The sequence below is a fragment of the Kitasatospora purpeofusca genome (genome assembly GCF_036010405.1).
GTDB lineage: Bacteria > Actinomycetota > Actinomycetes > Streptomycetales > Streptomycetaceae > Kitasatospora > Kitasatospora purpeofusca.
This window is the reverse complement of sequence record NZ_CP108561.1, coordinates 5,961,412-5,987,401: the sequence shown is the minus strand read 5'-3', so window position 1 is coordinate 5,987,401 and position 25,990 is coordinate 5,961,412. Positions and strand designations below refer to the sequence as shown.

Here is a 25,990-nt window from a genome sequence, read left to right as displayed (position 1 = left end):
CCGCCAGGAGAGAAGCGCCTTGACCACCGCTGCCTCAGTCGTCCTGCCCGCCCAGGGTTCCAGCTCCGTCACCGTCGACCCGACGGTCGCCGACCCGGGCGGTGCGCTCCTGCGCATTCTCACCGACCGCAGCGCCGACCTCCCCCAGGTGGACCCCGGTCATGTCGCCGCCGCCGCGCTCCGCGGCCGCCACGCCGGCTCGGACTTCGCCGAGCTGCGCGGACTCGCCGTCGACGCCGCCGCGTCGATGATCGCCGAGGACCCGCAGTACTCGAAGCTCGCGGCCCGGCTGCTCGCGCTGGAGATCGTCGACGAGGCGGCGAGCCAGGGCGTGCTCTCGTTCTCCACCTCGATCGCCGTCGGCCACGCCGAGGGCCTGATCGGTGACACCACCGCCGCTTTCGTCGCCAAGCACACCGCCACCCTGGACGCGCTGATCGACGCCAAGGGCGACGACCGCTTCGAGTACTTCGGCCTGCGCACCGTCCAGAGCCGCTACCTGCTGCGCCACCCGATCACCCGCAAGGTCGTCGAGACCCCGCAGCACTTCCTGCTCCGTGTCGCCTGTGGCCTGGCGGTCGGCGACACCGAGCAGTCGGTGCGCGAGGTGGCCGAGCTGTACCGCCTGATGAGCCGGCTGGAGTACCTGACCTCCTCGCCGACCCTCTTCAACTCCGGCACCCGGCACCCGCAGATGTCCAGCTGCTACCTGCTGGACTCGCCGCTGGACAACCTGGACTCGATCTACTCCCGCTACGCGCAGATCGCCCGGCTGTCCAAGCACGCCGGCGGCATCGGCCTGTCCTACTCCCGGATCCGCTCGCGCGGCTCGCTGATCCGCGGCACCAACGGCAAGTCCAACGGCATCGTGCCGTTCCTGCGCACCCTCGACTCCTCGGTCGCCGCCGTCAACCAGGGCGGCCGCCGCAAGGGCGCGGCCTGCGTCTACCTGGAGACCTGGCACGCGGACATCGAGGAGTTCCTGGAGCTCCGCGACAACACCGGTGAGGAGGCGCGCCGCACCCACAACCTGAACCTGGCGCACTGGATCCCGGACGAGTTCATGCGCCGGGTCAACGCCAACGCCGACTGGTCGCTGTTCTCCCCCGCCGACGTCCCCGAGCTGGTCGACCTGTGGGGCGCCGAGTTCGACGAGGCGTACCTGAAGGCCGAGCTGGCCGGCAAGGCCGTCCGCATCATCCCCGCGCAGACCCTCTACGCCCGGATGATGCGCACCCTGGCGCAGACCGGCAACGGCTGGATGACCTTCAAGGACGCCTCCAACCGCGCCGCCAACCAGACCGCGCTGCCGGGCCGCACGGTGCACAGCTCCAACCTCTGCACCGAGATCCTGGAGGTCACCGACGACTCCGAGACCGCGGTCTGCAACCTCGGCTCGGTCAACCTCGGTGCCCACGTCGCCGCCGGCGCCACCGCCGCCGACCTGCTGAACGCGATGGACTGGGACCGGCTGGACGCCACCGTGCGCACCGCCGTCACCTTCCTCGACCGCGTGGTGGACATCAACTTCTACCCGACCCCCGAGGCCGGCGCCTCCAACAACCGCTGGCGCCCGGTCGGCCTCGGTGTGATGGGCCTGCAGGACGTCTTCTTCCAGCTGCGGATCGACTTCGACTCCGCCGAGGCCAAGACGCTCTCCACGCTGATCTCCGAGCGCATCATGCTCACCGCCTACGAGCGCTCCGCCGACCTGGCCGAGCAGCTGGGCCAGCACGAGGCGTACGAGGAGACCCGCGCCGCCCGCGGCGAGCTGCACATCGACCACTTCCCGAGCGCCGCGCCCGAGTGGGCCGACCGCTGGGAGGCGCTGCGCACCCGCATCGCCGCGACCGGCCTGCGCAACTCGCTGCTGCTGGCGATCGCGCCGACCGCCACGATCGCCTCGATCGCCGGTGTCTACGAGTGCATCGAGCCGCAGGTGTCCAACCTGTTCAAGCGCGAGACCCTCTCCGGCGAGTTCCTCCAGGTCAACCCGTACCTGGTGCGCGAGCTCAAGGAGCTCGGCGTCTGGGACCAGCAGACCCGGGACGCGCTGCGCGACGCCAACGGCTCCGTGCAGGAGCTCGGCTGGCTGCCCGAGGAGGTCCGCTCGCTGTACCGCACCGCCTGGGAGCTTCCGCAGCGCGCGCTGATCGACCTGGCCGCCGCCCGGATGCCGTACATCGACCAGAGCCAGTCGCTGAACCTGTTCATGGCCGCGCCGACCATCGGCAAGCTCAGCTCGATGTACGCCTACGCGTGGAAGGTCGGTCTGAAGACCACCTACTACCTGCGTTCGCGCCCGGCGACCCGGATCGCCCAGGCCGCGTCGGGTGCCGCCCGCGCCGCCGCGCCGGTGCCGGCCCAGACCGTCACCGCGGGCGCCCCGACCCTCACCCCGGAGGAGGAGGCCGCGCTGGCCTGCTCCCTGGAGAACCCCGAGTCCTGCGAGGCCTGCCAGTGAGCACCCCCGACCGCGAGAAGATGCTGCTCGACCCCGGTTTCGAGCTGACGCTGCGCCCGATGCGCTACCCGTCGTTCTACGACCGGTACCGCGACGCCATCAAGAACACCTGGACGGTGGAGGAGGTGGACCTGCACTCGGACGTCGCCGACCTGGCGAAGCTGAGTGAGGGCGAGCGGCACATGATCGGCCGCCTGGTCGCGTTCTTCGCGACCGGTGACTCGATCGTCTCCAACAACGTGGTGCTGAGCCTGTACAAGCACATCAACTCCCCGGAGGCGCGGCTGTACCTGAGCCGTCAGCTCTTCGAGGAGGCGGTGCACGTCCAGTTCTACCTGACGCTGCTGGACACGTACCTTCCGGACCCGGAGGACCGCAACGCGGCCTTCGCGGCGGTGGAGAACATTCCGTCGATCCACCAGAAGGCGCAGTTCTGCTTCAAGTACATGAACGCGGTCGACCACATCGACTCGTTGCAGAGCAAGGACGACCGGCGGGCGTTCCTGCTGAACCTGATCTGCTTCGCGGCGTGTGTCGAGGGGCTGTTCTTCTACGGCGCGTTCGCGTACGTGTACTGGTTCCGCTCGCGCGGCCTGCTGCACGGCCTCGCGACGGGCACCAACTGGGTCTTCCGCGACGAGTCCATGCACATGGACTTCGCGATGTCGGTGGTCGACACCGTGCGCGAGGAGGAGCCCGACCTCTTCGACGAGAAGATGGCCCAGCAGGTGACGGAGATGCTGGAGGAGGCCGTCGAGGCCGAGCTCCAGTTCGCCCAGGACCTGTGCGGTGAGGGCCTGCCGGGCATGAACACCGCGTCGATGCGGGAGTACCTGGAGGCCGTGGCCGACCAGCGCCTCGCGCGCCTGGGCATGCCGATCCGGTACGGCTCGACGAACCCGTTCGGGTTCATGGAGCTCCAGAACGTGCAGGAGCTGACCAACTTCTTCGAGCGCCGGGTGTCGGCGTACCAGGTCGCGGTCGAGGGCTCGGTCGCCTTCGACGACGAGTTCTAGGAGAAGAAGGAAGAGCGGAAGAGGTGCCCCGCACGGCCACAGCCCGTGCGGGGCACCTCTGTTGTTTCAGCCGGTCGGAAACTCCCCGCCCTTGATCCCGGAGACGAAGGACAACCACGCCTCGGCCGGAAAGACCAGGGCCGGGCCGCCGGGGTCCTTGGAGTCCCGGACCGCCATCGCGCTCGGCGCGAGGCGGCCGGTCTCCACGCAGTCGTTCGCCTGAGCGCTGTAGCTGCTCTTGTACCAGTCCCGAACAGCGATCTCCGGCACGGTCATTGCGCTCACACCTCTCGTACTCATATCTCCGCCGCGATTGCGGAGATCATATCCAGCGAGTTCGCAGGGTTCAGGGCCGATGAGCGAAGGTACTCGAAGACCAGTCCATAGCCGTCCAGCTCCGCTTGTTGCTCCATGTAGTGGCTGCTCGTCAGCGTCTCCAGGAAGACCGCCCCAGGAGTCGGGGAGTCGGTGAAGCCGAACATCACGAATGCTCCGCACGCACCGGCCGTGGCACCGACGTCCAACGGAACAACCTGCAAGGTGACATTCGGAAGCTGAGCAACTGCGGCAAGGTGCTCAAGCTGTGTTCGTTGAACGCTCCTGCCTCCGACCGGGCACCTGAGCGCAGGCTCCCAGATGATCGCCGAGAATCTGGCCGGGTCGGGCTTGGAGAGAACGTCCTTTCGCTCCATCCGAATCTCGACAAGTTGGTCGATGCGTTCCGGACGGACCGCAGCCGGATTGGCCTCCAACACCGCACGGGCATAGTGCTCGGTCTGCAACAAGCCCGGCACGACCATGGATTGCCAGGTGCGAATGTAACGGGCATCCCCTTCGAGTCCCAGGAAGTCGGCGTAGGCCGGTGGGATCGTATCGCCGTAGTCGTGCCACCATCCGCGCTTCTTGCTGTCCCTGGACAACTCCTCAAGAGCACTGCGCTCTCGCCCCGCCACCCCGTAGAGATCCAGCAGGATCCCGAGGTCCAGCCGGCGAACACCCGACGCCCCGGTCTCTATGCGGCTGATCTTGGCGCGGGAGCAGGCAAGGGCCTGCGCCGCGTCCTCGGTCCCCTTGCCCACGGCTTCGCGGAGACGGCGGAGCTCCGAGCCGAGTCGGCGGGCACGGACGGTTGGCCTCGGTTCATCAGCCATGCGTAGGTCCTCTCCCTGGCAGCCCCAGTCTGCCTCGTGACGATTCGTCAATCCAGTGAACCAGAATCTGCATCGTTGCATTCGTTTCGGTTGCAGATGGCAGCAGTGCGGGTGCATGCTACCTGAAGTAGTGAGCACTGCCACACAGAGTGATCATGGCGGACTCACTGCCCGGCATTTCCATGCCTTCTTCAGCCGTCTTCACCCCACGCCCCTCGGAGGTGGCCCCGCCATGCCTGAAACCGTCTCCGCCACTCCCCCCTCCCCCGCCGAGCACGCCTGCTGGCTCCCCCGGCACCGGAAGTCCCCGGGCGCCGCCCGCCGCGAACTCCGTTCCTTCCTCGCCGACCACCCCGACAGCGAAAACCTGCTCCCCACCGGCGAGTTGCTGCTCTCCGAGCTGGTCACCAACTCCGTCCAGCACGCCCGGACCGCCCGCGGCCGCCTGATCCAGGTCCGCTTCGGGCTCGCCGACAGCCTCCTCCGCATCGAGGTCCACGACGCCGACAGCGAGAAGCCCGCCCTCCGCGACGCCTCCGACTCCGAGGAGGCCGGCCGAGGACTGCTCCTCGTCCACGAGTTGGCCGCCCAGTGGGGCTGCTGCCCCCGCGTCGGCGGCATCGGCAAGTTCGTCTGGTGCCACATCTCCGCCGAGGCCGCCGCCTGACGCACCCGATCGCCCGCGGACGCCCGAAGGCCGGCGCGGATCCTCCGCGCCGGCCTTCGACTTGCTTCGGCTCGCAGCTACACGTTCGGGACGGTCGCGTAGCGCGGCGTGCCCTCGCCCATCTGCTTCAGCGCGTCCTTGCGGTCGCGCTTCGACAGCTTGTCGATGTAGAGGAAGCCGTACAGGTGGTCGGTCTCGTGCTGGAGGCAGCGGGCGAAGAAGCCGGTGCCCTCGACGCGGATCGGGTTGCCGTCCTTGTCCTGGCCGGTCACCGCGGCGTACTCGGGGCGCGGCAGCTCGGCGTAGGCGGTCGGCACCGACAGGCAGCCCTCGTTGCCGTCGTCCAGGACCCGCTGGCGGTCCTTCGGGAACTCCTCCAGCACCGGGTTGATCATGTGGCCGATGTGGCGCACGCCCTCGTCGTCCGGGCAGTCGTAGACAAAGACCTTGAGGTCGACGCCGATCTGGTTGGCGGCCAGGCCCACGCCCTCCGCCGCGTACATCGACTGGAACATGTCGTCGATCAGCGAGGACAGCTCGCCGTCGAACGCGGTCACGTCCTTGACCTCGCGGTGCAGCACGGGGTTGCCGAACACGGTGATCGGGCGCGCGGTGCCCTTGGTCAGGTCCGGCTCCGCTCCGACCACCTTCACCGGCGCCTCGGGCGCCGCCCCCTCCACGTCGTGCTCGTGCTCGTGGTCGTGCTGCTCGGCCATGTCTTCCGCTTCCATAGGACTACGCGTACCTCACCAGGGTACTCAGCAGACCTCTTCGAGATCCCGGTACGCCCGGGTCCCGGGGGCGGCCGCCGCCCAGCGGTCCAGCAGGGTCCGCACCAGGTGCGCGGGCGCCGCGATCCCGCACTCGCGTTCGGCCAGCCAGGACATCCCGCCCGCGCCCGTACTCAGGTGGCTGAGGTGGCCCGGGTGCGCGGCGTCGCCGTCGTCGTGCGGGTCGTGGTGGGCGGTGTTCCCGTCGTCCGTGGCCATCCGGCTCTCCGAACAGGCCCGGCACAGCAGCCGCACCGAGGACGTCCAGTCCTCGGCCGCGTAGCCGGCGTCCGCCACCAGCCGCTCCAGCGCGTCCCGGTCCGCCTCGGTCGCCGCCTGGAGCAGCACCACGTAGGTCGGCACCGGCGACGGCGCCCACAGCTCGATCTCGTCGAACACCGGGTACGCCACCCCGTCGGTGACCCGCTCCCCGTGCGGGGCGCCGTCGTGCAGCACCACCTCGCCCCAGCGTCTGCCGGAGGACGGCAGCGGGATCGACAGCACCTCGATCCGGGCCGGGTCCAGCCGCCGGCCCCACACCACCTCGGACTCGCCCTCCGGGGACAGCCGCACCGGGGTGGTGCCCAGGTCCAGGCTGACCGGGCCGTCGCCGTGCGTGCCCTGGCCGCCCGGCAGCTTCAGCCCGTACGCCTGCCAGGCGCGGCGGGCCAGCGGCCAGTCCTGGAGCGCGGTCGCGGTGATGCCGAGGTTCCACCAGTCGGGGGCGCCCTGCTCGCGGTCCAGCAGCGCCACCGCCCGCAGCCCGGCGGCCCGGGCCTGCTCCCAGTCGCGGCGGAACTTGTGCAGCAGCGCCAGGTTGAACCACGAGTCCGACAGCCACGGTTCCAGGTCGGCCGCCATGACCAGCAGCGCGCCGGCGTCCTCGTAGCGTCCGTCGCCGATCAGCGTGAAGGCCCGATCGGTCGTCTGCCGCCAGGTGGCGGACGGCCGGTGCCGTGCCCGGTGGAAGATCCTCACGTTCGTCCCTGCCGTCGTCGTCCGCTCAAGTCGGTGTCCGCTTCCGTGTCCGCTCCCGCGTCACGGGCCCGGCGCCCCGGGTCGGTGTTCCACGCTACGACCGCATCCAACCACGACGGCCGCCGCCCGCGCTCCCCACCGCCGAGGTTGCCCGTAACCCGCCCCCACCCCAGCCTGCCTGCCCCGCCCCGGCTCCTCAACCCCGGGCCGGACCGGTCCGGCCCGGGCTCCCGCCCGCTCCGGGTCCGCCCCGCGCGCGCCGCGCCGCCGCCCGACGAGCGCCCGCAGACGCCCGCGAGCGCCCCCTGCGGCGCCCCCGCGCCCGCCCCGGCCTCAGCCGCGGACCCGGACCAGCGCGTCCACCACCCGGGCGTCGTACAACCGCCCCCGCCCCAGCCGCAGCGCCTCCAGCACCTCCAGGCGACCGACCGCCTCCCCCAGCCCGCGCCCCCGGGCCGCCGTCAGCAGGTCGTCGTGCGCGTTCGCCACCCGGATGATCCGCGCCGCCAGCGGCACCGCCCGGCCGCCGCCCTCCGGCCCGGGGTGCGGATCGGCCAGCCGGGCGACCTGTTCGGCCACCTGCCGGGGCACCCCGGTGCGCCGGATCACCTCACTGCCCAGCCGGGCGATCCGCTGCTGCTCCTCGTCCGGCAGCAGCGCCGTCGCCCCGCCCGGCACCGGCTCCACCAGCGACAGCTGACCCACGTCGTGCATCAGCGCCGCGTACTCCAGCAGGGCCAGCTCCCGGGTGCCCAGGCCCAGCTCCCGGCCGACCGCGCAGGCCGTGTCGGCCACCCGGCGGGCGTGCCCGGGCGGCGTGTAGCCCGCCACCTCGGTGGCCTTGGCCAGACTGGCGATGGTCTGCCCGGTGGTGGCCCGCACCGCCGCCGCCCGCCGGAACGACACCTGCGCCATCAGCAGCGGCGCGCAGAACAGCGGCAGCGCCCACAGGCCCACCTCCCCGGCGGCCAGGCTGACCAGCATCCCGGTGGCCGCGATCGCCGAGCCGATCCCGAACAGCGAGCGCAGCTCGTCCTCCAGCGCGGCCGGGAACCGCAGCCCGCTGCGGGCCCGCCGCAGCACCGCCGCCAGCACCGCGTCGCAGAGCGCGGCCAGCGCGGCCACGGCGGTCAGGAACGCCCCGTACGCCGGGCCGTCGGCCGAGAACCGGTCCACCACCCCGCTGTTGTAGAGCGGCTGGAACACGGCGGCCGCGAACGCCGCCCCGAGCAGCCGCCGCGCCGCGCCGTCCCGGCGGGCCCGCTCCCGCCAGGGCGCCCGCACCCGCCGACGGACCCCGCGCCTCGGCCCCAGCGCCGGCGCCAGCGCCCCGGGCAGCAGCGCCAGCAGCAGGCCCGCGCCGGTCACCGCCACCACCTGGAGCACCCCGTGCCCGGTCGGCAGCCCGCGCAGCGGACCGAGCAGCGCGTACGCCAGCGCCCCCGCCGCCCCGATCGGCGCCTGCTCGCGATCGCCCGGAAGGGTGATCCGGACGCACTCGCCGAGCGCGATCAGCGCCATGAACGCCAGCGCCACCCCGGGCGTGGACAGCCCCCGCACCGCGACCGCCCCGAGGGACGCGGCCAGCAGCGCGAGCGCCGCGCCGTGCACCGCGCACACCACCCCGGCGCACCCCTCGGGGTCCCCGCCGCGCCCGGCGCCCGTCGTCGGCCGCGCGCCCCTCCGCGCGCTCACGACGGTCCGGCCGTCGGCACGGAGCCGCCGCCCTGGGCGGGCACCCCGCGCGGCGCGGCCCGGACCGGCTCGGGCACGCCCAGCGGGATGTCCGGCACCGCCCCGATCGTGTCGGGCGGCGGCAGCACCGGCTGCCAGTCGTGCACGGCCAGCGCGTCGACCAGCGCCCGCACCATCACCGGGTCGAACTGGCTGCCCGAGCAGCGCTCCAGCTCGGTGACCGCCTCGGTGACCGGCCGGCCGCGCCGGTAGGAGCGGGTGGAGGTCATCGAGTCGAAGGCGTCGGCGACCGAGATGATCCGGGCGAACTCGGGGATCTGCTCCCCCGCCAGCCCGCTCGGGTAGCCGCGCCCGTCCATCCGCTCGTGGTGGTGCAGGATCCCCGCGTGCGCCTCGCCGAGGAAGGCGATCCCGCGCACCAGCTCGTAGCCGTGCACCGGGTGCACCTCGACCGCCCGCCGCTCGGCCTCGGTGAGGGGACCGTTTCTGCGCAGCAGTTCGGTGGCGACGCCGAGCTTGCCGACGTCGTGCAGGACACCCGCGTACCGCAGGGTGCGCAGCCGCTCGGGCTCCATGCCGAGCTGACCGGCGATCAGCACCGAGGCCCGGCCGACCCGTTCGCTGTGACCCCGGGTGTAGGAGTCCTTGATCTCCACCGCCTGGACCAGCGCCTGGACGGTGGCCTGGTGGGCGTCGCGCTCCCGGTGCCCCTGGGCGAACACCCAGGCCGAGATGGACAGCGGCAGCAGGGCCAGCAGCGCCGCGAACGCGCCGTACGGCCCCTGCCACAGCACCGCCACCATCAGCCCGCCGGCCGCGTGCACCAGCACCGGCAGACCGGGAACGGCGGCCGTCCGACGGTGCGCCGGCGATCGGTGTGCCTGCGGGCGGTGCGCCTGCGGGCGGTGCGCCGAGGGGCGCCGGGGGCCCTCCGCCAGCAGCCGCATGACGCCCACCAGCACCCCGTTGACCAGGCAGAACGCGGCGAGCGCGGCGCACCCGGGCAGCAGTGCGGCGGGGAACCGGGAACCGAGCAGCAGCTGCGGACCGGCCAGCCGGTGGAACACCACCGAGGCCGCGAAGGCCGACAGCGCGAGCTGCGAGCCGTTCCACACCTGGCGGCGGCGGCAGGTCGGCTCGGCGGCGCCGAGCAGCGCGGCCGGGGCCGCGACCAGGGCGGTGGCGGCCGGCGGCAGCATCAGCACCCCGGCGAACAGCACCGGGAAGAAGGCGTTGACATCGGGCCGGGCCGGCGGGCGGCCGTGCGGCCGGGGGCGGCGCAGCAGCAGCCGGACCAGTCGCAGGCAGGGGCTGGGCAGCCCCTGGGCGAGCGACTCCCAGCAGCCGTGCAGGAAGGCCAGCAGTCCGACCTTGGGCCAGTCCACCGGGGCGCCCAGCCAGTGCGGCCCGGCCAGTGGGGCGGGGAGCGGCAGCAGCGGCAGCAGGCAGCAGAGCGCCGCCACCGGCACCGCCACGAGGTAGCCCGCTGCGCCCCGCGGCAGGTCCGTGTCCACGCTGTCGGTAGCGATCTCGACCTCCCCGCGTCCTGGCCCGCGCCGTCCTGGCCCGTCGGCCGGTCGCACGCCGGAGGGGCGGCGGACGAGCGACGGTGAGCGTCCGTCAGGAGGATAGGGCGCGGTTCCGGCGTGGGGACGCATGATCGCGCAATGCCGCTGCTGGCACACCACCAACTCACTCGAACGAGTGACGGCGCATCCGGGTGGAAGGGGCGCGGACACGGAGCGGCCCCGGGAGCGGGTGCTCCCGGGGCCGTCCCGATGTACGCCGTTCGCCGCGCCGGAGGCGCAAGCGCGCTAGGTGCCGGCCGCCGCCTGTGCGGCCCGGTCCGGATCGGCGACCGGATCGGCGACCGCCTCGGCGTGCACCTCGATCGTCGTCTCGACCGAGACCACCAGCGCCTCTCCCGTCCGCTGCCCGGCCCGGATCGAATCGATCCTGGCCAGTACCTTGCCGCGCAGATCGGCCGGGGTGTCGTCGCAGCCGCAGGAACGCTTGATCAGCGCCTTGATCGCCTGCTCCAGCCCGTACTGCTTCAGGCAGGGCGAGCACTCCTCGAAGTGCACGCGCAGCTTGTCGCAGTCGCCCTCGGCCATCTCGTTGTCGAGGAATTCGTAGAGGTGGTCGAGGACCTCGCCACACTCGGTGTCGTGCGGATCGCCGCAGCTCATGAACCCGAGCCCTTCGCTTCCTGCCCTGCCCCGCTACCGGCCGGGACCAGCCCGCGCTCACGGGCGTAATCCTCCAGCATGCCGCGCAACTGACGGCGGCCGCGGTGCAGTCGGGACATCACCGTACCGATGGGAGTACCCATGATGTCCGCGATCTCCTTGTACGCAAAGCCCTCGACGTCCGCGAGATAGACGGCGATGCGGAACTCCTCCGGAATGGCCTGGAGGGCGTCCTTCACATCGCTGTCCGGAAGGTGGTCCAGGGCCTGGGTCTCCGCCGAGCGCAGACCGGTCGACATGTGCGACTCGGCCCGGGCCAGCTGCCAGTCCTCGATCTCCTCGGCGGCGGTGCGCTGGGGCTCCCGCTGCTTCTTGCGGTACGAGTTGATGAACGTGTTGGTGAGGATGCGGTACAGCCAGGCCTTGAGGTTGGTGCCCTCGCGGAACTGGTGGAAGGACGCGTACGCCTTCGCGAACGCCTCCTGGAGGAGGTCCTCCGCATCGGCCGGGTTGCGGGTCATCCGCAGCGCCGCCGAGTACATCGGGTCCAGGTAGCCCAGGGCGTCGCGCTCGAAGCGCTCCCGCCGGGCCTCCTCGGTCTCCTCGGCCGACACCCGGAAGGTGTCCTCACCGATCGCCTCGGCCAGCTCCTCACCGGTGAGCGCCTCGCCCGTGGGCAGGCTCTCGTCCGGGCCCCGGCCCGGCTCGGCCTCGTGCTCGGTCCCGACGACCGGACCCACCTCCTCGGCATGACGGACACGGCCCACGGCGGGCCGCCCCGAAAGCGAGGATATCGGGCCGACGGGCTTCTCGCCCGCGGCGATCCAGTCCGACCAGGAGGGCACGAACGCCGACTCGGCCTCGTGCTGCTCAAGCCGCTCGGGGCACGCGATCGAACCCATCTGCCCTGCCTTCCACCGGGACTCATGCTGACAAGGGCGTCAACCACGCCGGCCCCGCGCGCATTCCCGGCCCCCACGGGCGGATCCGCGCCACCCGTGCGCCGGCTCCGCGCGGCCCTCCGCACACCGCGCGCCCCGCCCGTCCGGGCGGTCCGCCGGGTCCGCCGGGTCCGCCTCACACCAGCCGCAGCACCCAGTCCCCCACCGCGGCGACGATCAGCTCCAGCAGCTCCTGCTGCCCCACCGGCGCCCGCTTCGGCACCTCGAAGCCGTGGTTGCCGTACTCCAGCGCCACCAGCCCGTGCGAGGCCGGCAGCTCCGGGAACTCGGCCGGGCCGCCGAACGGGTCCGCCGCCCCCTGCACCACCAGCGTCGGCAGCCCCGTGCCCAGCAGCTCCTCCGCCCGGCTGCGCTCCGGCTTGCCCGGCGGGTGCAGCGGGAACGCCAGCGCCACCACCCCCACCGCCCCGGTCGCCGCCCCGGTCCGGCAGGCCACCCGCGCGCCCGCGCTGCGGCCGCCCACCACCAGCGGCGGACCGGCCGCCGCCAGCCGCTCGGCCACCGGCGTCCACCCGGTGTCCAGGGTGCGCGGCGCGGGTGCCACCTTCTTCCCCGCCACCCGCCACGGCTGCTCCACCAGCGCCACCGACACCCCGCGGGGAGGCAGCCCGGCGGCCAGCGCCGCGAGGTCCCGCGCCTCGATCCCGCCGCCGGCGCCGTGGCCCAGTGCCAGCACCGCCCTCGGCGCGGCCGCCGGGTGCAGGGTGATCCGGGCGTCCCCGGCGGGCGTGGGCACGAGCTCCCGGGTGACGGGGGCGGTGTCGGCGGTCACGGCGACTGCGGTCCTCTCGGATCGGCGGCGGCGCGCACAGGAACGCGGTGCGCGCGGGGTCGAAACAGGGCGGGGTCGAAACAGGGCGGGGTCAGAACAGGGTGGTCTCGTACTCGACCTCGACATAGGGCTCGGTCAGCCCGGCGTGGTTGTTGCGGATGCTGCCGACGTCCGGCGACACCGGCGTCACCCGCAGCGCGCCCGGCGGCGGGGGTATCAGCAGCCGCCGCAGCTCCGGCGCCTCCCCCTCGTCGAGCCCCGGGTCCAGCCAGGCGTCGAACGACCCCGGGTCCAGGAACAGCGGCATCCGCTCGTGGATCGGCGCCAGCAGCTCCTCCGCCTCCGTCGTCACCACGGTGAACGTCACCAGCCAGCCCTCCGGGTGGTCCGAGGGCACCGTCCGGTTGCGCCAGAACTCGTACAGCCCCGCCAGCGCCAGCGGCGCGCCGTCCGCCCGGGACACGAAGAACGGCTTCTTCCTCGGCCGCCCCCGCTCCGCGGGCACCGTCTGCCACTCGTAATAACCGTCCACCGGCAGGATGCACCGGCGGGCCGCGAACGCCTGCCGGTAGGAGGGCTTCTCGTGCACCGTGTCCGAACGCGCGTTGATCATCTTCACCGCCGACTCCGGCGACTTCGCCCACTGCGGCACCAGCCCCCAGCGCAGCGCCCGCAGCTGCCGCACCGGCCGCGCCGCCCCCTTCGGGAGCCGTTCCAGCACCACCAGGGCGCTCTGGGTGGGGGCGACGTTCCAGCTGGGGTCCAAGGTCTCGGCCGGATCCCACTGCTGCACGCCGAACAGCTCGACGATGTCCTCGGGCCTGTTACTCGCGGCGAAGCGACCACACATGCCGTCAGCTTGCCACGGTCCCGGCCTCCGCCCAGAACCACCCGCCCCGGGACCGCCGTCCCCTCCATGACAGGCTGCCGTACCGAAGGAGCGGCCGAACCGAGGCGGAGGAGACCCATGGACGCCAGGACCCTCGACGAGCTGTGGACCGCCGTCACCGGCACCCAGCCCGACCCGCCCGGCTGGCTCGTCCTCGCCGCCGGCGCCGTCGCGCTGCTCACCGTGCTCGCCCGCCCGCTGTGGCGGATCGCCCGCAACGCCGTCACCATCGCCCACGAGGGCGGCCACGGCCTCGCCGCGCTCGCCACCAGACGCAAGCTGGCCGGCATCCGGCTGCACTCCGACACCTCCGGCCTCACCCTGTCCTGGGGCCGCCCCACCGGCCCCGGCATGGTCCTCACCGCCGCGGCCGGCTACCTCACCCCCGCCCTGCTCGGCCTCGGCTGCGCCGCCCTGCTCGCCGCCGACCGGATCACCCTGCTGCTGTGGCTGGCCATCGCCCTGCTGCTGGCCCTGCTGGTGCGGATCCGCAACGCCTTCGGCTTCCTCAGCGTGCTGCTCACCGGCGGCGCGTTCTTCCTGGTCAGCTGGTTCGGCTCGACCGAGGTCCAGGCCGGCTTCGCCTACCTCGGCACCTGGTTCCTGCTGTTCGGCGCCGTCCGCCCGGTGCTCGAACTCCAGCGGCAGCGCCGGCACGGCCAGGCCCACGACTCCGACGCCGACCAGCTCGCCCGGCTCACCGGCGTCCCCGGCCTCGCCTGGGTCACGCTGTTCCTCGTCACCGCCCTGGCCGCCCTCGCCCTCGGCGCCGACTGGCTGCTGCGCCCGCTCTGAGCCCCGGGCCCCGCCCCCGCGCACCGACCCGCGCCGACCCACGCCGACCCGCGCGCCGACCCGCGCCACCCGCCCCGGTCCGCGCATCGGAGGCGAACGGGCGAGCCCCACCACGGCCCCTAGACTGGCGGCATGACCGAGACCCTGTGGCCCGCCCCCGTCGCGACCACCCCCGTGGACGCCACCGTCACCATCCCCGGCTCCAAGTCGGTCACCAACCGGGCCCTGGTGCTGGCCGCGCTCGCCGACGGACCGGGCTGGGTGCGCCGCCCGCTGCGCAGCCGCGACTCCCAGCTGATGGCCGACGGCCTGCGCGCCCTCGGCGTCACCATCGAGGAGCAGGTCAACAACGACACCGGCGGCACCGGCGGCGGCGAGGCCTGGCGGGTCATCCCCGCGCCCGCGCTGCGCGGCCCCGCCTCGGTCGACGTCGGCAACGCCGGCACGGTCATGCGCTTCCTGCCCCCGCTCGCCGTCCTCGCCGACGGCCCGGTCCACTTCGACGGCGACCCGCGCAGCCACGAGCGCCCCCAGCACGGCGTGATCGACGCCCTGCGCGCGCTCGGCGCCCGGATCGAGGACGGCGGCCGCGGCAGCTTCCCGCTCACCGTGCACGGCACCGGCGCGCTCGACGGCGGCACCGTCCAGCTCGACGCCTCCGCCTCCTCCCAGTTCGTCTCCGCCCTGCTGCTCTCCGGCGCCCGCTACAACAACGGCGTCGAGATCCGGCACGTCGGCGGCCCCGTCCCCTCGCTGCCGCACATCCGGATGACCGTCGACATGCTGCGCCTGGCCGGCGTCCAGGTCGACGCCCCCGAGGACGGCGGCGAGAAGGACGTCTGGCGGGTCACCCCCGGCGCCCTGCTCGGCCGCGACCTGGTGGTCGAGCCCGACCTCTCCAACGCCGCGCCGTTCTTCGCCGCCGCCCTGGTCACCGGCGGCCGGGTCACCGTCCGCGACTGGCCCCGGCACACCACCCAGCCCGGCGACCAGCTGCGCGAGCTGTACACCCGGATGGGCGGCAGCTGCGAGTTCACCGACGAGGGCCTGCGCTTCACCGGCGGCGACCGGATCCACGGCATCGAGGCCGACCTGCACGACGTCGGCGAGCTCACCCCGGTGATCGCCGCGGTCGCCGCCCTCGCCGACTCCGAGTCCCACCTCTACGGCATCGCCCACCTGCGGCTGCACGAGACCGACCGGCTCGCGGCGCTCGCCAAGGAGATCAACGGCCTCGGCGGCGACGTCAGCGAGACCGAGGACGGCCTGCGGATCCGCCCGCGCAAGCTGACCGGCGGCGTCTTCCACACCTACGAGGACCACCGGCTGGCGACCGCCGCCGCCGTGGTCGGCCTCTCCGTGCCCGGCGTCCAGATCGAGAACGTGGCCACCACCGCCAAGACCCTGCCGGACTTCACCGCCATGTGGGACGAGCTGCTCACCGGACCGGTGGCGGGCGGCTGAGCGGGGACTGGGCACATGCGCCGCTACGGCAAGGACGCCGACGAGGACGACATCCGCAACCGCCCCGCCCGCCGGGGCTCCCGGCCGCGGACCCGGATCCGGCCCAAGCACGAGGACGCCGACGAGGCGATGGTCCTCACCGTCGACCGGGGCCGGATCACCTGCCTGGTCGACCCGGGCACCAAGCAGGAGCGCCAGGTACTCGCCATGAAGGCCCGTGAGCTGGGCCGCAAGGGCGTGGTCGTCGGCGACATCGTCTCCCTGGTCGGCGACCTCTCCGGGGACGCCGACACCCTGGCCCGGATCGTCCGGGTCGAGGAGCGCACCTCGGTGCTGCGGCGCACGGCCGACGACGACGACCCGTACGAGCGGATCGTCGTCGCCAACGCCGACAAGCTCGCCATCGTCACCGCGCTGGCCGACCCGGAGCCCCGGCCCCGGCTGATCGACCGCTGCCTGGTCGCCGCCTACGACGCCGGCATGGAGCCGCTGCTCGTCCTGACCAAGGCCGACCTGGCCCCGGCCGAACCGCTGCTGGAGTCCTACGCCCCGCTCGGCATCGACTACGTGGTCACCCGCAGGGACGAACTGGAGGGCGCCGGGGCCGAGGCCGTCCGGGAGCACCTGCGCGGGCTGAGCACGGTGTTCATCGGTCACTCCGGCGTCGGCAAGACCACCCTGGTCAACGCGCTCGTCCCGGAGCGGCAGCGGGTCACCGGCCACGTCAACGCCGTCACCGGCCGGGGCCGGCACACCACGGTGTCGGCGCTCGCGCTGCGGCTGCCGCCGCCGCCCGGGGCCAAGCCCGGTTCGAAGAAGGCGCTGGACACCGGCTGGGTGATCGACACCCCCGGCTTCCGCTCCTTCGGCCTCTCCCACATCGACCCGTCCCGGGTCATCCTGGCCTTCCCCGACCTGGAGCCCGGCACCGTCGAGTGCCCGCGCGCGTGCAGCCACGACGAGCCGGACTGCGCGCTGGACGCCTGGGTCGCCGACGGCCACGCCGACCAGGCCCGGCTGTACTCGCTGCGCCGGCTGCTCGCCAGCAAGGAGGCCCGGGAGGGCGACTGACGGCCGGTGCGGCGGACCGGTTCCGGTGTTCGAGGTGTCGGAGCGCCCGCTCGTGGTGATCATAGGAAAGTCGGGCCGGATCGCGGTCCGCCCGGCACCCGGTCCCGCCGACCGGTCCCGACCGGTCCCCGACCGATCCCCCGAGCGACAGGGAGAGCACGCGATGGCATGGGCCCTGGTGATCCTGGCCGGACTGCTGGAGACCGGCTTCGCGATCAACCTCAAGCTCAGCGACGGCTTCACCAAGCTCTGGCCCACCGTCAGCTTCTGCGTCTTCGCCCTCGGCAGCTTCGGCCTGCTGACCATCTCGTTGAAGACGCTCCCGGTGGGCCCCGCCTACGCGGTGTGGACGGGGATCGGGGCGGCCGGCACCGCGATCTACGGCATGCTCTTCCTGGAGGAGACCAGCTCGGTGCTCAAACTGGTCTCGATCTCCCTGGTCATCGCCGGGGTGATCGGACTCCAGCTCAGCGGCTCCGCCCACTGACGGACACCGACGGACACCCGACGGGGCCTGAGCCCGGGTCCGGGAGCGGGTCCGCGCTAGGGTTTCCGGCATGGCCGACTACCACGACGATCTCCGACTCGCCCATGTCCTCGCCGACTCGGCCGACTCGGTCACCCTGGAGCGCTTCAAGGCACTCGACCTGCGGGTCGAGACCAAGCCCGATCTGACGCCCGTCAGCGACGCCGACAAGGCCGCCGAGGAGCTCGTGCGCAGCATCCTGCAGCGGGCCCGCCCGCGCGACGCGGTGCTCGGCGAGGAGTTCGGCCTGCAGGGCACGGGCCCGCGCCGGTGGGTGATCGACCCGATCGACGGCACCAAGAACTACATCCGCGGCGTCCCGGTCTGGGCCACCCTGATCGCGCTGCTGGAGGACGGCCCGGACGGCGTGGAGCGCCCCGTCGTCGGCATCGTCTCCGCCCCCGCGCTGAACCGCCGCTGGTGGGCCGCCAAGGGCCTCGGCGCGTACGCGGGCCGCAGCCTCGCCAAGGCGTCCCGGATCCACGTCTCCGGCGTCTCCCGGATCGAGGACGCCTCGTTCTCCTACTCCTCGCTGTCCGGCTGGGAGGAGCGCGGCCGGCTGGAGCCGTTCCTGGACCTCACCCGGGCCTGCTGGCGCACCCGCGCCTACGGGGACTTCTGGTCCTACATGATGGTCGCCGAGGGCGCGGTGGACATCGCCGCCGAGCCGGAGCTGTCGCTCTGGGACATGGCCGCGAACAGCGTCATCGTCGAGGAGGCCGGCGGCCGCTTCACCGGCCTGGACGGCGTCCCGGGCCCGGGCGGCGCCGACGCGGTCGCCTCCAACGGCCTGCTCCACCAGGAGGCCCTGGACCGCCTGAGCGTCTGACCGTCCGAGCAACCCCGCCCCGCCCCGGAGGCGAGCGGGCGAGTAACGGCGCGGGCCCCGGGTGCCGGTTCTCCTCGGCACCCGGGGCCCGCCGCTCGGCGGAGCCCCTCACCGGGCCCCGCCGCGCGGTGCGTCAGCCCTGCTTGCGCAGTTCCCGCACCGCGGTCTCGAGACGCCGGCCGTAGTCGGCGTCGGCCTTGCGGAAGTTCTCGACGGCCCGCTCGACGATGTCGTCGCGGTCGGCCGAGACCTTGGCGATGAAGCCGGCCAGGTTGGCGACCAGCCGCTGCTTCTCCTCCTCGGAGAACAGCCGGTAGAGGTTGCCCGCCTGCACGAAGTCGTCGTCCTCGGCGTGCGAGGGCGCCTCGTGGTTGCCGGTGGCCCCGGTGACCGGGGTCGGCGCCCACAGCGGGCGGCCGGTCTCCACCGGGCCGCCGAAGCTGTTCGGCTCGTAGTTCTTGCGGCGGCCGTGGCGGCCGTCGTAGAGGTGGCCGTCCCGGCTGTTGGTGAGCGCCTCGGTGGCGTGCGGGCGGTTCACCGGCAGGTGGTCGGCGTTGATGCCGACGCGGTAGCGGTGGGCGTCCGCGTAGGCGAACAGGCGGCCCTGCAGCATCTTGTCCGGGGACGGACCGATGCCGGGCACGAAGTGCCCCGGGGAGAAGATCGACTGCTCGACCTCGGCGAAGACGTTGTCGGGGTTGCGGTTGAGCTCCAGCTTGCCGATCTCGATCGGCGGGTAGTCCTCGTGCGGCCAGACCTTGGTCAGGTCGAACGGGTTGAAGCGGTAGTTCGCCGCGTCCTCGGCCGGCATGACCTGGACCTGCACCGTCCAGGTCGGGAACTCGCCGCGCTCGATGGCCTCGCGCAGGTCGCGCTGGTGGCTGTCCGGATCCTCGCCGGCGAGCCGGTTGGCCTCGTCCGCGGTGAGGTTCTTGATGCCCTGGTCGGTCTTGAAGTGGTACTTCACCCAGAAGTACTCGCCGGCCTCGTTCTGCCACTGGTAGGTGTGCGAGCCGTAGCCGTTCAGGTGGCGGTAGGAGGCGGGGATGCCCCGGTCGCCGAACAGCCAGGTCACCTGGTGGGTGGACTCGGGCGACAGGCCCCAGAAGTCCCAGACGTTGTCCGCCTCCTGCGAGCCGGTGTACGGGTCCCGCTTCTGGGTGTGGATGAAGTCCGGGAACTTGATGGCGTCCTTGATGAAGAACACCGGGGTGTTGTTGCCGACGAGGTCGTAGTTCCCCTCCTCGGTGTAGAACTTCAGCGCGAATCCGCGCGGGTCGCGCACCGCGTCCGCCGAGCCGAGGTTGCCCGCGACGGTGGAGAACCGCAGGAAGGTCTCGGTCTGCTTGCCGACCTCGGAGAGGAAGGCCGCCCTGGTCCAGCGCGAGACGTCGGCCGTCAGCGTGAAGGTGCCGTAGGCGGCGGCGCCGCGGGCGTGCACCACGCGCTCCGGGATGCGCTCGCGGTTGAAGTGCGCGAGCTTCTCGAACAGCAGCTGGTCCTGGATCAGCGCCGGACCGCCGACACCGGCGGTCTCGGTGTTCTGGTTGTCGGCGACGGGGGCACCCGCCTCCGTCGTGAGGGTGGGGCGCAGCTCGTCCTGGGTAGTCATGTGAGGGGCCTCCGCGTGATCCGGTCGTGACGAACCGATCCTAACTTGGACTTTGTCCAAGTCAACACTGGAACCAAACTCGGAGTCTCACTTACCCTTGGTCCATGAGTGACCTGCTGGAACGACTTCGTGGACGTGGATGGCGGCTGACCGCGCAGCGCCGGGTCGTGGCCGAGGTGCTCGACGGCGAGCATGTGCACCTGACCGCCGACGAGGTGCACGCGCGCGCGGTGGAACGGCTGCCCGAGATCAGCCGCGCCACCGTCTACAACACGCTCGGCGAACTCGTCTGCATCGGCGAGGTGCTGGAGGTCGCCACCGACGGCCGCGCCAAGCGCTACGACCCCAACGCCCACCACGCGCACCAGCACCTGATCTGCTCCGGCTGCGGCGCCATCCGCGACGTCCACCCGCTGGGGGACCCGCTGGCCGCGCTGCCCGAGGCCGAACGGTTCGGCTTCACCGTCTCCGGCGCCGAGATCACGTATCGCGGCCTGTGTCCGCAGTGTACGAACAGACCCTGAGCGCAGCCGTCGCGCCAGGACGGCGACGATCGGACCGCCGGGCCGGGACCGCTACGCGCTGAGTTCCGCGTGCAGCGCGCCCAGCAGTCGGCCGGCCCGCTCGGCAACCTCCGCCGGACCGTAGTCCGCGGCCCGCCGGCACCAGCCCTCCGCCTGCACCGGCTCCCCCCGGCGCAGCGCCAGCAGGGCCAGCCGCAGTGCCGCCCGCCCGTGCCCGGCGTCCGCCGCCCGGGTGTACCAGAGCATCGCCTCGGCCTCGCTGTCCTGCCGCGCCAGCAGCAGGCCCAGGTTGAACGCCGCGCTGCGGCTGCCCGCCTCCGCCGCCCGCCGGTACCAGCTCTCGGCGATCTCCAGCGCCCCCCGCTCGGCCGCCCGCACCCCCATCCGGACCTGCGCCCGCCGGTGGCCCGCGTCCGCCGCCGACGCGTACCAGTGCTCGGCCTCCGCGTCCGCGTCCCCGCGCCGGTCCAGCACCGAGGCCAGCCGGAACGCGCCCTCCGCCGAACCGCCCGCCGCCGCCTGCCGGTAGCGCTCCAGCGCGCCCGCCGCGTTGCCCCGCTGCTCCTGCACGACCGCCAGTTGCAGCGCCGCCTCGCCGTGCCCCTCCGCGGCGGCCCGCGCGTACCACTCCTGCGCCTGCCGCTGCTCGCCGCGCCCGGCGTGCAGCACGCCCAGGTTGAACGCGCCGTCCACGCTGCCGGCCTCGGCGGCCCTGGAGAACCAGGGCTCCGCGCCCGACTCGTCGCCGCGCTGCAGCAGCACCACGGCCAGCGCGTTGCAGGCCTCCCGGTGCCCGGCGTACGCGGCCCGGCGGTACCACTGCTCGGCCTGCTGGTCGCGGCCCGCCCCGGCGCACAGCAGCCCCAGGTTGAAGGCGCCGTTGTGGTCGCCGGCCTCCAGCGCGCTGCGGTACCAGCGCTCCGCCTCGGCGGCCGCGCCGCGCGAGGCGTGCAGCGCGCCCAGCGCGTTCGCGGCGTTGCCGTCGCCCGCCTCGGCGGCCTCCTGCCACCACTCGGCGGCCGCGCCGAGGTCCCCGGAGTCGCGCAGCAGGTAGCCCAGCGCGCACGCGGCCCGCGGCTCGCCGTTCTGCGCCGACTGCCGGTACCAGCGGGCGGCCTCGTCCAGCAGCGGCGCCTCCCCGCCGGACCGGTCCTCCAGCAGCACGCCCAGCCGCAGCGCGGCCCGGGCGTGGCTGCGGGCGGCGGCGATCCGGTACCAGGCCTCGGCGGTCTCCTTGTCCCCCGCCGCCTCGCGCATCCGGGCCAGCCGGTAGGCGCCCTCCCGGTGCCCGGCGTCCGCGGACACCTTGAACCAGCGCTCGGCGCGGACGTCCCGGCGGTGCTCCATGAGGTCGCCCAGCGCGTAGGCGCCCAGCGGGTGGCCGTGGTCGGCGGCGAAGTGCAGCCAGTACTCGGCCGCCTCCTCCTCGCCCTGGTCGCGCAGTTGCAGGCCGAGCGCGTGCGCGGCCGGCGCGCTGCCGGCCACCGCCGCCTGGCGCCACCACTGGGCGGCCTCGGCCCGGTGGCCCCGCTGGTGCAGCAGCACGCCCAGGTTGTTGGCGGCCGCGCGCAGGCCCGCCGCGGCGGCGGCGCGCAGATAGGGTTCGGCGTCCGCCAGGTCGCCGCGGCGCAGCAGCAGGGTGCCGAGCCGGGAGGCCGCGTCCGGGTCGCCGTCGTCGGCGGCGCGCCGGTGCCGGGCCTCCAGGGCGGCCTGCTCGCGGGCGGCGAGCGCGGTCTCGAAGCTCGCCGAGTCGAAGCCGGGGTCGCCCTCGACGTCCGGGCCGGCCTGGCCGTCGGACGCGCCGCGGGCGCCGAGCGCGGCGGCGAGGCCGCCGGCCGGGACGTGCACCAGGGAGTCCGGGCCGTAGCCGCCCGCAGGCCGACGCTCGGCCAGGCCGCTGGTGCGCTGCGCGGGCAGGGCGCCGGGCCGCCGTTCGGGGCTCTCCGCCCAGGTCTCGGTGTCCGCCTCGGTGGTCGCCGCCGGCCCTGCTCCCGTCCCGTTCCTGCCGATCAGCCTCATGCCGACTCCCGCTCCCCCAGAGTGTCGCGGCGTCGTCCTCCGGCCCTGGGCCGGGGGCACTTGACGGGGGCCGCATCGACCCGACGGCCGCTCAGCGGCCGTGCAACGTCCCCCATGTGTCCCATCGTCGCATCACCCGCAACCCGCGTACACCTGCCCCGGCCGAATTCGGCGAGGCGGACCTGAGCCGACGAGATTGCTTCGGCGCTTTGTCGATTTCCCGACACTCGCCCCTCACAAACCCCGTTGCCGTCGTCCTTGGCGACGCTCGATGGTACCGGAGCGTTTCCGGCCACCCGTGCTGACGAACGACGAAGGCCCGGAGGACGAGTCCTCCGGGCCTTCGTTGCTACTGAGTAGCGGGGACAGGATTTGAACCTGCGACCTCTGGGTTATGAGCCCAGCGAGCTACCGAGCTGCTCCACCCCGCGTCGGTAGTTGAACTGTAGCACGGGCGCGGGGTGGGGCCGAAATCGGTCGGCGCGGGATCGGCGCAGCTCAGGGGCTGCCGCTCGGCGCCGGCGTCGGCGCGGTGCTCGCCCCGGCCGACGCGCCGGCGGACACCGTCGGCGTGGGCGTCGCCGGGACGCCCGCCTTCTGCTGGGCCGCCGCCAGCTCCTTGGCGGCCTCGCTCTGCGCCTTCTGCGCCTGGCCCAGCGCCACCCAGTCACCGGCCTTGGCCGCGGCGTCCGCGTCGGTCTGCGCCTTCAGCACGTTCCCGATCGCCTTCTGCAGCTCCGGAGTGAGGGTGACCCCCGGCGTCGGCGTGGACGGGTTGTTGGGCGTCGTCGGAGTCACCGGTGAGGTCGGTGCGGTCGGCGTGGTCGCCGGCGCCGCGCCCGCGAACACCTTCCGCAGCGCCTCCTCCAGCGTGTTCTCGAACGCCACGTTGTCGTTGCCGTAGACCGCCAGCACCTTCTGCAGCGTCGGGTACTTGGCGCCCCGGCCGCGGACGTACACGGGCTCCACGTTCAGGAGTCCGCCGCCGACGGGCAGGGTCAGCAGGTTGCCGTACTCCAGTTCCGAGTCGCCGCCGCTCTTCAGCAGGGTGATCTGCTGCGCGACCTCCTGCCGCGAGTTGAACTGCGACTGCACCAGGTTGGGGCCGAGCGTCTTGGAGTCCCCCGGCACCTTGAGGATCCGGAGCTTGCCGTAGTCCGGCCCCGGGTCGGCGCTGACGGCCATGAACGCCGCCAGGTTGTCCCGGCCGCGCGGCACGAAGGTGGTGGTCAGCGAGAAGCTCGCCGACGTGACCGCCGGGTCCGGCATCCGCACCGTCAGGTAGTACGGCGGCTGGAACTGCTTGGTGTCACTGGTCGGGTCCACCGGGACCTGCCAGATGTCGCTGCCGTTGAAGAACGAGTCGGCGTCCGTCACGTGGTACTGGCCCAGCAGGTCGCGCTGCACCTTGAACATGTCCTGCGGGTACCGCAGGTGCGACAGCAGCGTGCCCGGGATCTCCGCCTTGGCCTTCACGGTGTCCGGGAACGCCTTCATCCAGGTCTTCAGCACCGGGTCGTTCTCGTCCCACTGGTACAGCGTCACCTCGCCGGTGTACGCGTCCACGGTGGCCTTGACCGAGTTGCGGATGTAGTTGACCTGGTTGGCGACGGTCAGCAGCTCACCGCGCTGGTTGGTCAGCGAGTCCTTGGTGGCCGTGCCCAGCGTCGTCTTCGACGAGAAGGGGTAGCCGTCCGAGGTGGTGTAGCCGTCCAGCACCCAGACCACCCGGCCGTTCTCCACCACCGGGTACGGGTCGGCGTCGATCGACAGCCACGGCGCGACCTTCTCCACCCGCTCCTTGGGCGTCCGGTCGTAGATCACCTTGGCGCCGTCGGTGATCGCCCCCGCGTACAGGATCTGCGGCTCGGCGAACTTGACCGCGTACGCGGCCCGGGTCAGCGGGTTGTCCAGCGAGACGCCGCTGCCGCCGGTGTACTTGTACTGCTTGTTCTCACCGGAGTCGGTGGTGTAGTCGATCTCCTGGTTGGAGCCGCCCACGATCGAGTACGTGGAGGTCTTCTCGCCGTAGTAGATCCGCTGCTGGTAGTCGCCCAGCGAACCCGTCGCCGGCAGGCCGGACTCGGTGAAGACCGGCTGGCCCTTGTCGTTGACCTGGTTGCCCTTGGCCACGACCGCGCCGTAGCCGTGGGTGTACTTGAAGTGGTCGTTGATCCAGTTCCGCTGCACACCGTTGAGGTCCAGCTCGCGCAGGCCGATCACGGTGTCCTGGGCGCCCGCGCCCTTGCCGTACCGGTCCACGTCCAGGGTCTGCGGGAACGCGTAGTACGACCGCTGCTGCTCGATCGACTGGAAGGTCGGCGAGACGACGTTCGGGTCGATCAGCCGGATGTCCGCGATGGTCTGCGCGTCCGGCTTCAGCGCCTCGGCGTCGGTCGAACCCTTCGGGGTGTACGGGGTCGTCTGGCTGTCCGCGATCCCGTACGCCCGGCGCGTCGCGTCGATGTTCTTCTGGATGTAGGGCGTCTCCTTGGCCTGCTCGTTCGGCTTGACCTGGAACTGCTGCACGATCGCCGGGTACACCCCGCCGATCAGCACCGCCGACAGCACCATCAGGCCGAGCCCGATCAGGGCCGGCGCCCAGGTGCGCCGCACCGGGGTCAGGAAGAACAGCACCGCGCAGATGATCGCGACGAAGAACAGGATCGTCTTCGCCGGGAGGAACGCGTTGGCGTCCACGTACCGCAGGCCGGTCCAGCCGGAGACCTCCCGGTAGGCGCCGGTCTTCACCGCCAGCGCGTACCGGTCCAGCCAGTACGCCATCGCCTTCAGCAGCACGAACACGCCCAGCAGCACCGCCAGGTGCCCCTGCGCGCCCGTGCTCGCCCGCCGGCCGGGGCCCTGCAGCCGCAGCCCCCCGTACAGGTAGTGCACCAGCGCCGAGGTCAGCAGCGAGACGATCACCGCGCTGAACGCGAAGCCCAGCAGGAACTCGTAGAACGGAAGGTCGAAGGCGTAGAACGAGACGTCCTTGCCGAACTGCGCGTCCTTCTCGCCGAAGGAGGTCCCGTTCGTCCACAGCAGCCAGGTCCGCCACTGGCCCGAGGCCGCGGCACCCGCCACCAGCCCGATCACCAGCGACACCCCGAGCAGCGCCCAGCGCTTGAACGGCGCCAGCCCCGAGCGGTAGCGGTCCAGGCTCTGCTGCTCGACCGACATCGCCGACAGCGGCGGCCGCAGCCGGTGCGCCAGCCACACATTGAAGCCGACGATCACCGCCATCAGCAGGCCGAACACCGCGAACAGGCCGATCTTCGTCCACAGCTGGGTGGTGAACACCGAGGAGTAGTGGACCGACCTGAACCAGAGCCAGTCCGTCCAGAACCCCGCGAACATGACGAACAGCAGGAAGAGCACCGCGAGTACGCCCAGGGTCAACAGGAGCACCCGCGCCCGCCGGGAGGGCGGGCCTACCCTGCGCCGGAACCCCGGCCCTGAACGTTCCGGCATCTGGAACACCACGGTGGCACCTCAGTTGTGTCGTCTGGAGTCGGTCGGTCTTCAGTGCAACTTAACCAGTCTTTGGTCGAGTTCCCACCGTTAGCAGACGGTTACGACAAGCCCGCCCGGCACCGG

At 72.7% G+C, this 25,990-nt stretch carries 22 protein-coding genes and 1 tRNA gene; 9 read left to right on the top strand and 14 right to left on the bottom strand.

Annotated elements, in window-relative coordinates; genetic code table 11:
• The first annotated feature begins 43 nt into the window (after nt 1-43).
• Nucleotides 44-2,464 (top strand): ribonucleoside-diphosphate reductase subunit alpha, encoded by a 2,421-nt coding sequence (locus OG715_RS26330; RefSeq protein ID WP_266271840.1) that lies wholly within the window; start codon nt 44-46, stop codon nt 2,462-2,464.
• Between the two features lie 20 nt (nt 2,465-2,484).
• Nucleotides 2,485-3,480: a ribonucleotide-diphosphate reductase subunit beta gene (locus tag OG715_RS26325; protein WP_266271839.1), complete on the top strand. Its 996-nt coding sequence runs from the start codon at nt 2,485-2,487 to the stop codon at nt 3,478-3,480.
• A 66-nt stretch (nt 3,481-3,546) separates the two neighbouring features.
• Here OG715_RS26325 and OG715_RS26320 read toward each other — a convergent pair whose 3' ends face one another.
• Together OG715_RS26320 and OG715_RS26315 are read right to left on the bottom strand one after the other, a co-directional pair.
• On the bottom strand, nt 3,547-3,756 hold the full coding sequence (locus tag OG715_RS26320; protein ID WP_266271396.1) for a DUF397 domain-containing protein: 210 nt from the start codon (nt 3,754-3,756) through the stop codon (nt 3,547-3,549).
• Nucleotides 3,757-3,776: 20 nt separating this feature from the next.
• Nucleotides 3,777-4,631, bottom strand: coding sequence for a helix-turn-helix domain-containing protein (locus tag OG715_RS26315; RefSeq protein ID WP_266271395.1), 855 nt, complete (start codon nt 4,629-4,631; stop codon nt 3,777-3,779).
• Nucleotides 4,632-4,863: 232 nt separating this feature from the next.
• On the opposite strand from OG715_RS26315, the gene OG715_RS26310 reads away from it, so the two are divergent.
• Entirely contained in the window at nt 4,864-5,298 is a 435-nt protein-coding gene (locus tag OG715_RS26310) for an ATP-binding protein (protein ID WP_266271394.1), read from the top strand.
• A 77-nt stretch (nt 5,299-5,375) separates the two neighbouring features.
• On the opposite strand, the gene def is transcribed toward OG715_RS26310, so the two are convergent.
• The 8 genes from def to OG715_RS26270 form a co-directional block, all read right to left on the bottom strand.
• On the bottom strand, nt 5,376-6,014 hold the full coding sequence (def, locus tag OG715_RS26305) for a peptide deformylase (protein ID WP_266271393.1): 639 nt from the start codon (nt 6,012-6,014) through the stop codon (nt 5,376-5,378).
• A 42-nt stretch (nt 6,015-6,056) separates the two neighbouring features.
• Complete coding sequence (locus OG715_RS26300) at nt 6,057-7,046, bottom strand: tetratricopeptide repeat protein (RefSeq protein WP_266271391.1); 990 nt, start codon at nt 7,044-7,046, stop codon at nt 6,057-6,059.
• 333 nt (nt 7,047-7,379) lie between these two features.
• Nucleotides 7,380-8,657: an HD domain-containing protein gene (locus OG715_RS26295; RefSeq protein WP_266271838.1), complete on the bottom strand. Its 1,278-nt coding sequence runs from the start codon at nt 8,655-8,657 to the stop codon at nt 7,380-7,382.
• Nucleotides 8,658-8,737: 80 nt separating this feature from the next.
• Nucleotides 8,738-10,255, bottom strand: a complete 1,518-nt coding sequence (locus OG715_RS26290; protein ID WP_266271390.1) for an HD-GYP domain-containing protein — start codon at nt 10,253-10,255, stop codon at nt 8,738-8,740.
• Nucleotides 10,256-10,555: 300 nt separating this feature from the next.
• Complete coding sequence (gene rsrA / locus OG715_RS26285; RefSeq protein WP_266271389.1) at nt 10,556-10,930, bottom strand: mycothiol system anti-sigma-R factor; 375 nt, start codon at nt 10,928-10,930, stop codon at nt 10,556-10,558.
• On the bottom strand, nt 10,927-11,670 hold the full coding sequence (locus OG715_RS26280) for a sigma-70 family RNA polymerase sigma factor (protein ID WP_380305009.1): 744 nt from the start codon (nt 11,668-11,670) through the stop codon (nt 10,927-10,929). The genes rsrA and OG715_RS26280 overlap by 4 nt, the downstream gene beginning before the upstream one ends.
• Nucleotides 11,671-12,007: 337 nt before the next feature.
• Nucleotides 12,008-12,664, bottom strand: a complete 657-nt coding sequence (locus OG715_RS26275; protein WP_266271388.1) for an alpha/beta hydrolase family protein — start codon at nt 12,662-12,664, stop codon at nt 12,008-12,010.
• A gap of 91 nt (nt 12,665-12,755) precedes the next feature.
• Nucleotides 12,756-13,514 (bottom strand): SOS response-associated peptidase, encoded by a 759-nt coding sequence (locus OG715_RS26270; RefSeq protein ID WP_266271387.1) that lies wholly within the window; start codon nt 13,512-13,514, stop codon nt 12,756-12,758.
• Nucleotides 13,515-13,631: 117 nt separating this feature from the next.
• Between OG715_RS26270 and OG715_RS26265 the strand changes: the two genes are divergently transcribed.
• The 5 genes from OG715_RS26265 to hisN all read left to right on the top strand — a co-directional run bounded on the left by OG715_RS26265 (nt 13,632) and on the right by hisN (nt 18,238).
• Nucleotides 13,632-14,348: a M50 family metallopeptidase gene (locus OG715_RS26265; RefSeq protein WP_266271386.1), complete on the top strand. Its 717-nt coding sequence runs from the start codon at nt 13,632-13,634 to the stop codon at nt 14,346-14,348.
• Between the two features lie 132 nt (nt 14,349-14,480).
• A complete protein-coding gene (gene aroA / locus OG715_RS26260; RefSeq protein WP_266271385.1) occupies nt 14,481-15,812 on the top strand; it encodes a 3-phosphoshikimate 1-carboxyvinyltransferase in 1,332 nt (443 codons plus the stop codon).
• 15 nt (nt 15,813-15,827) lie between these two features.
• Entirely contained in the window at nt 15,828-16,883 is a 1,056-nt protein-coding gene (rsgA, locus tag OG715_RS26255; protein ID WP_266271384.1) for a ribosome small subunit-dependent GTPase A, read from the top strand.
• A gap of 163 nt (nt 16,884-17,046) precedes the next feature.
• Nucleotides 17,047-17,370, top strand: a complete 324-nt coding sequence (locus OG715_RS26250; RefSeq protein ID WP_053652000.1) for a DMT family transporter — start codon at nt 17,047-17,049, stop codon at nt 17,368-17,370.
• Between the two features lie 70 nt (nt 17,371-17,440).
• Complete coding sequence (gene hisN / locus OG715_RS26245; protein ID WP_045939099.1) at nt 17,441-18,238, top strand: histidinol-phosphatase; 798 nt, start codon at nt 17,441-17,443, stop codon at nt 18,236-18,238.
• Between the two features lie 133 nt (nt 18,239-18,371).
• On the opposite strand, the gene OG715_RS26240 is transcribed toward hisN, so the two are convergent.
• On the bottom strand, nt 18,372-19,850 hold the full coding sequence (locus OG715_RS26240) for a catalase (RefSeq protein WP_266271383.1): 1,479 nt from the start codon (nt 19,848-19,850) through the stop codon (nt 18,372-18,374).
• A 104-nt stretch (nt 19,851-19,954) separates the two neighbouring features.
• Between OG715_RS26240 and OG715_RS26235 the strand changes: the two genes are divergently transcribed.
• Entirely contained in the window at nt 19,955-20,374 is a 420-nt protein-coding gene (locus OG715_RS26235) for a Fur family transcriptional regulator (RefSeq protein ID WP_045939097.1), read from the top strand.
• Between the two features lie 51 nt (nt 20,375-20,425).
• On the opposite strand, the gene OG715_RS26230 is transcribed toward OG715_RS26235, so the two are convergent.
• The 3 genes from OG715_RS26230 to OG715_RS26220 all read right to left on the bottom strand — a co-directional run bounded on the left by OG715_RS26230 (nt 20,426) and on the right by OG715_RS26220 (nt 25,864).
• Nucleotides 20,426-22,393 carry a tetratricopeptide repeat protein gene (locus OG715_RS26230; RefSeq protein WP_266271382.1) on the bottom strand — a complete coding sequence of 656 codons (1,968 nt, stop codon included), beginning with the start codon at nt 22,391-22,393 and terminating at the stop codon, nt 20,426-20,428.
• A gap of 357 nt (nt 22,394-22,750) precedes the next feature.
• Nucleotides 22,751-22,824: transfer RNA gene (locus OG715_RS26225), tRNA-Met, on the bottom strand.
• Between the two features lie 67 nt (nt 22,825-22,891).
• Nucleotides 22,892-25,864, bottom strand: a complete 2,973-nt coding sequence (locus OG715_RS26220; protein WP_266271381.1) for a UPF0182 family membrane protein — start codon at nt 25,862-25,864, stop codon at nt 22,892-22,894.
• Nucleotides 25,865-25,990: the final 126 nt, after the last annotated feature.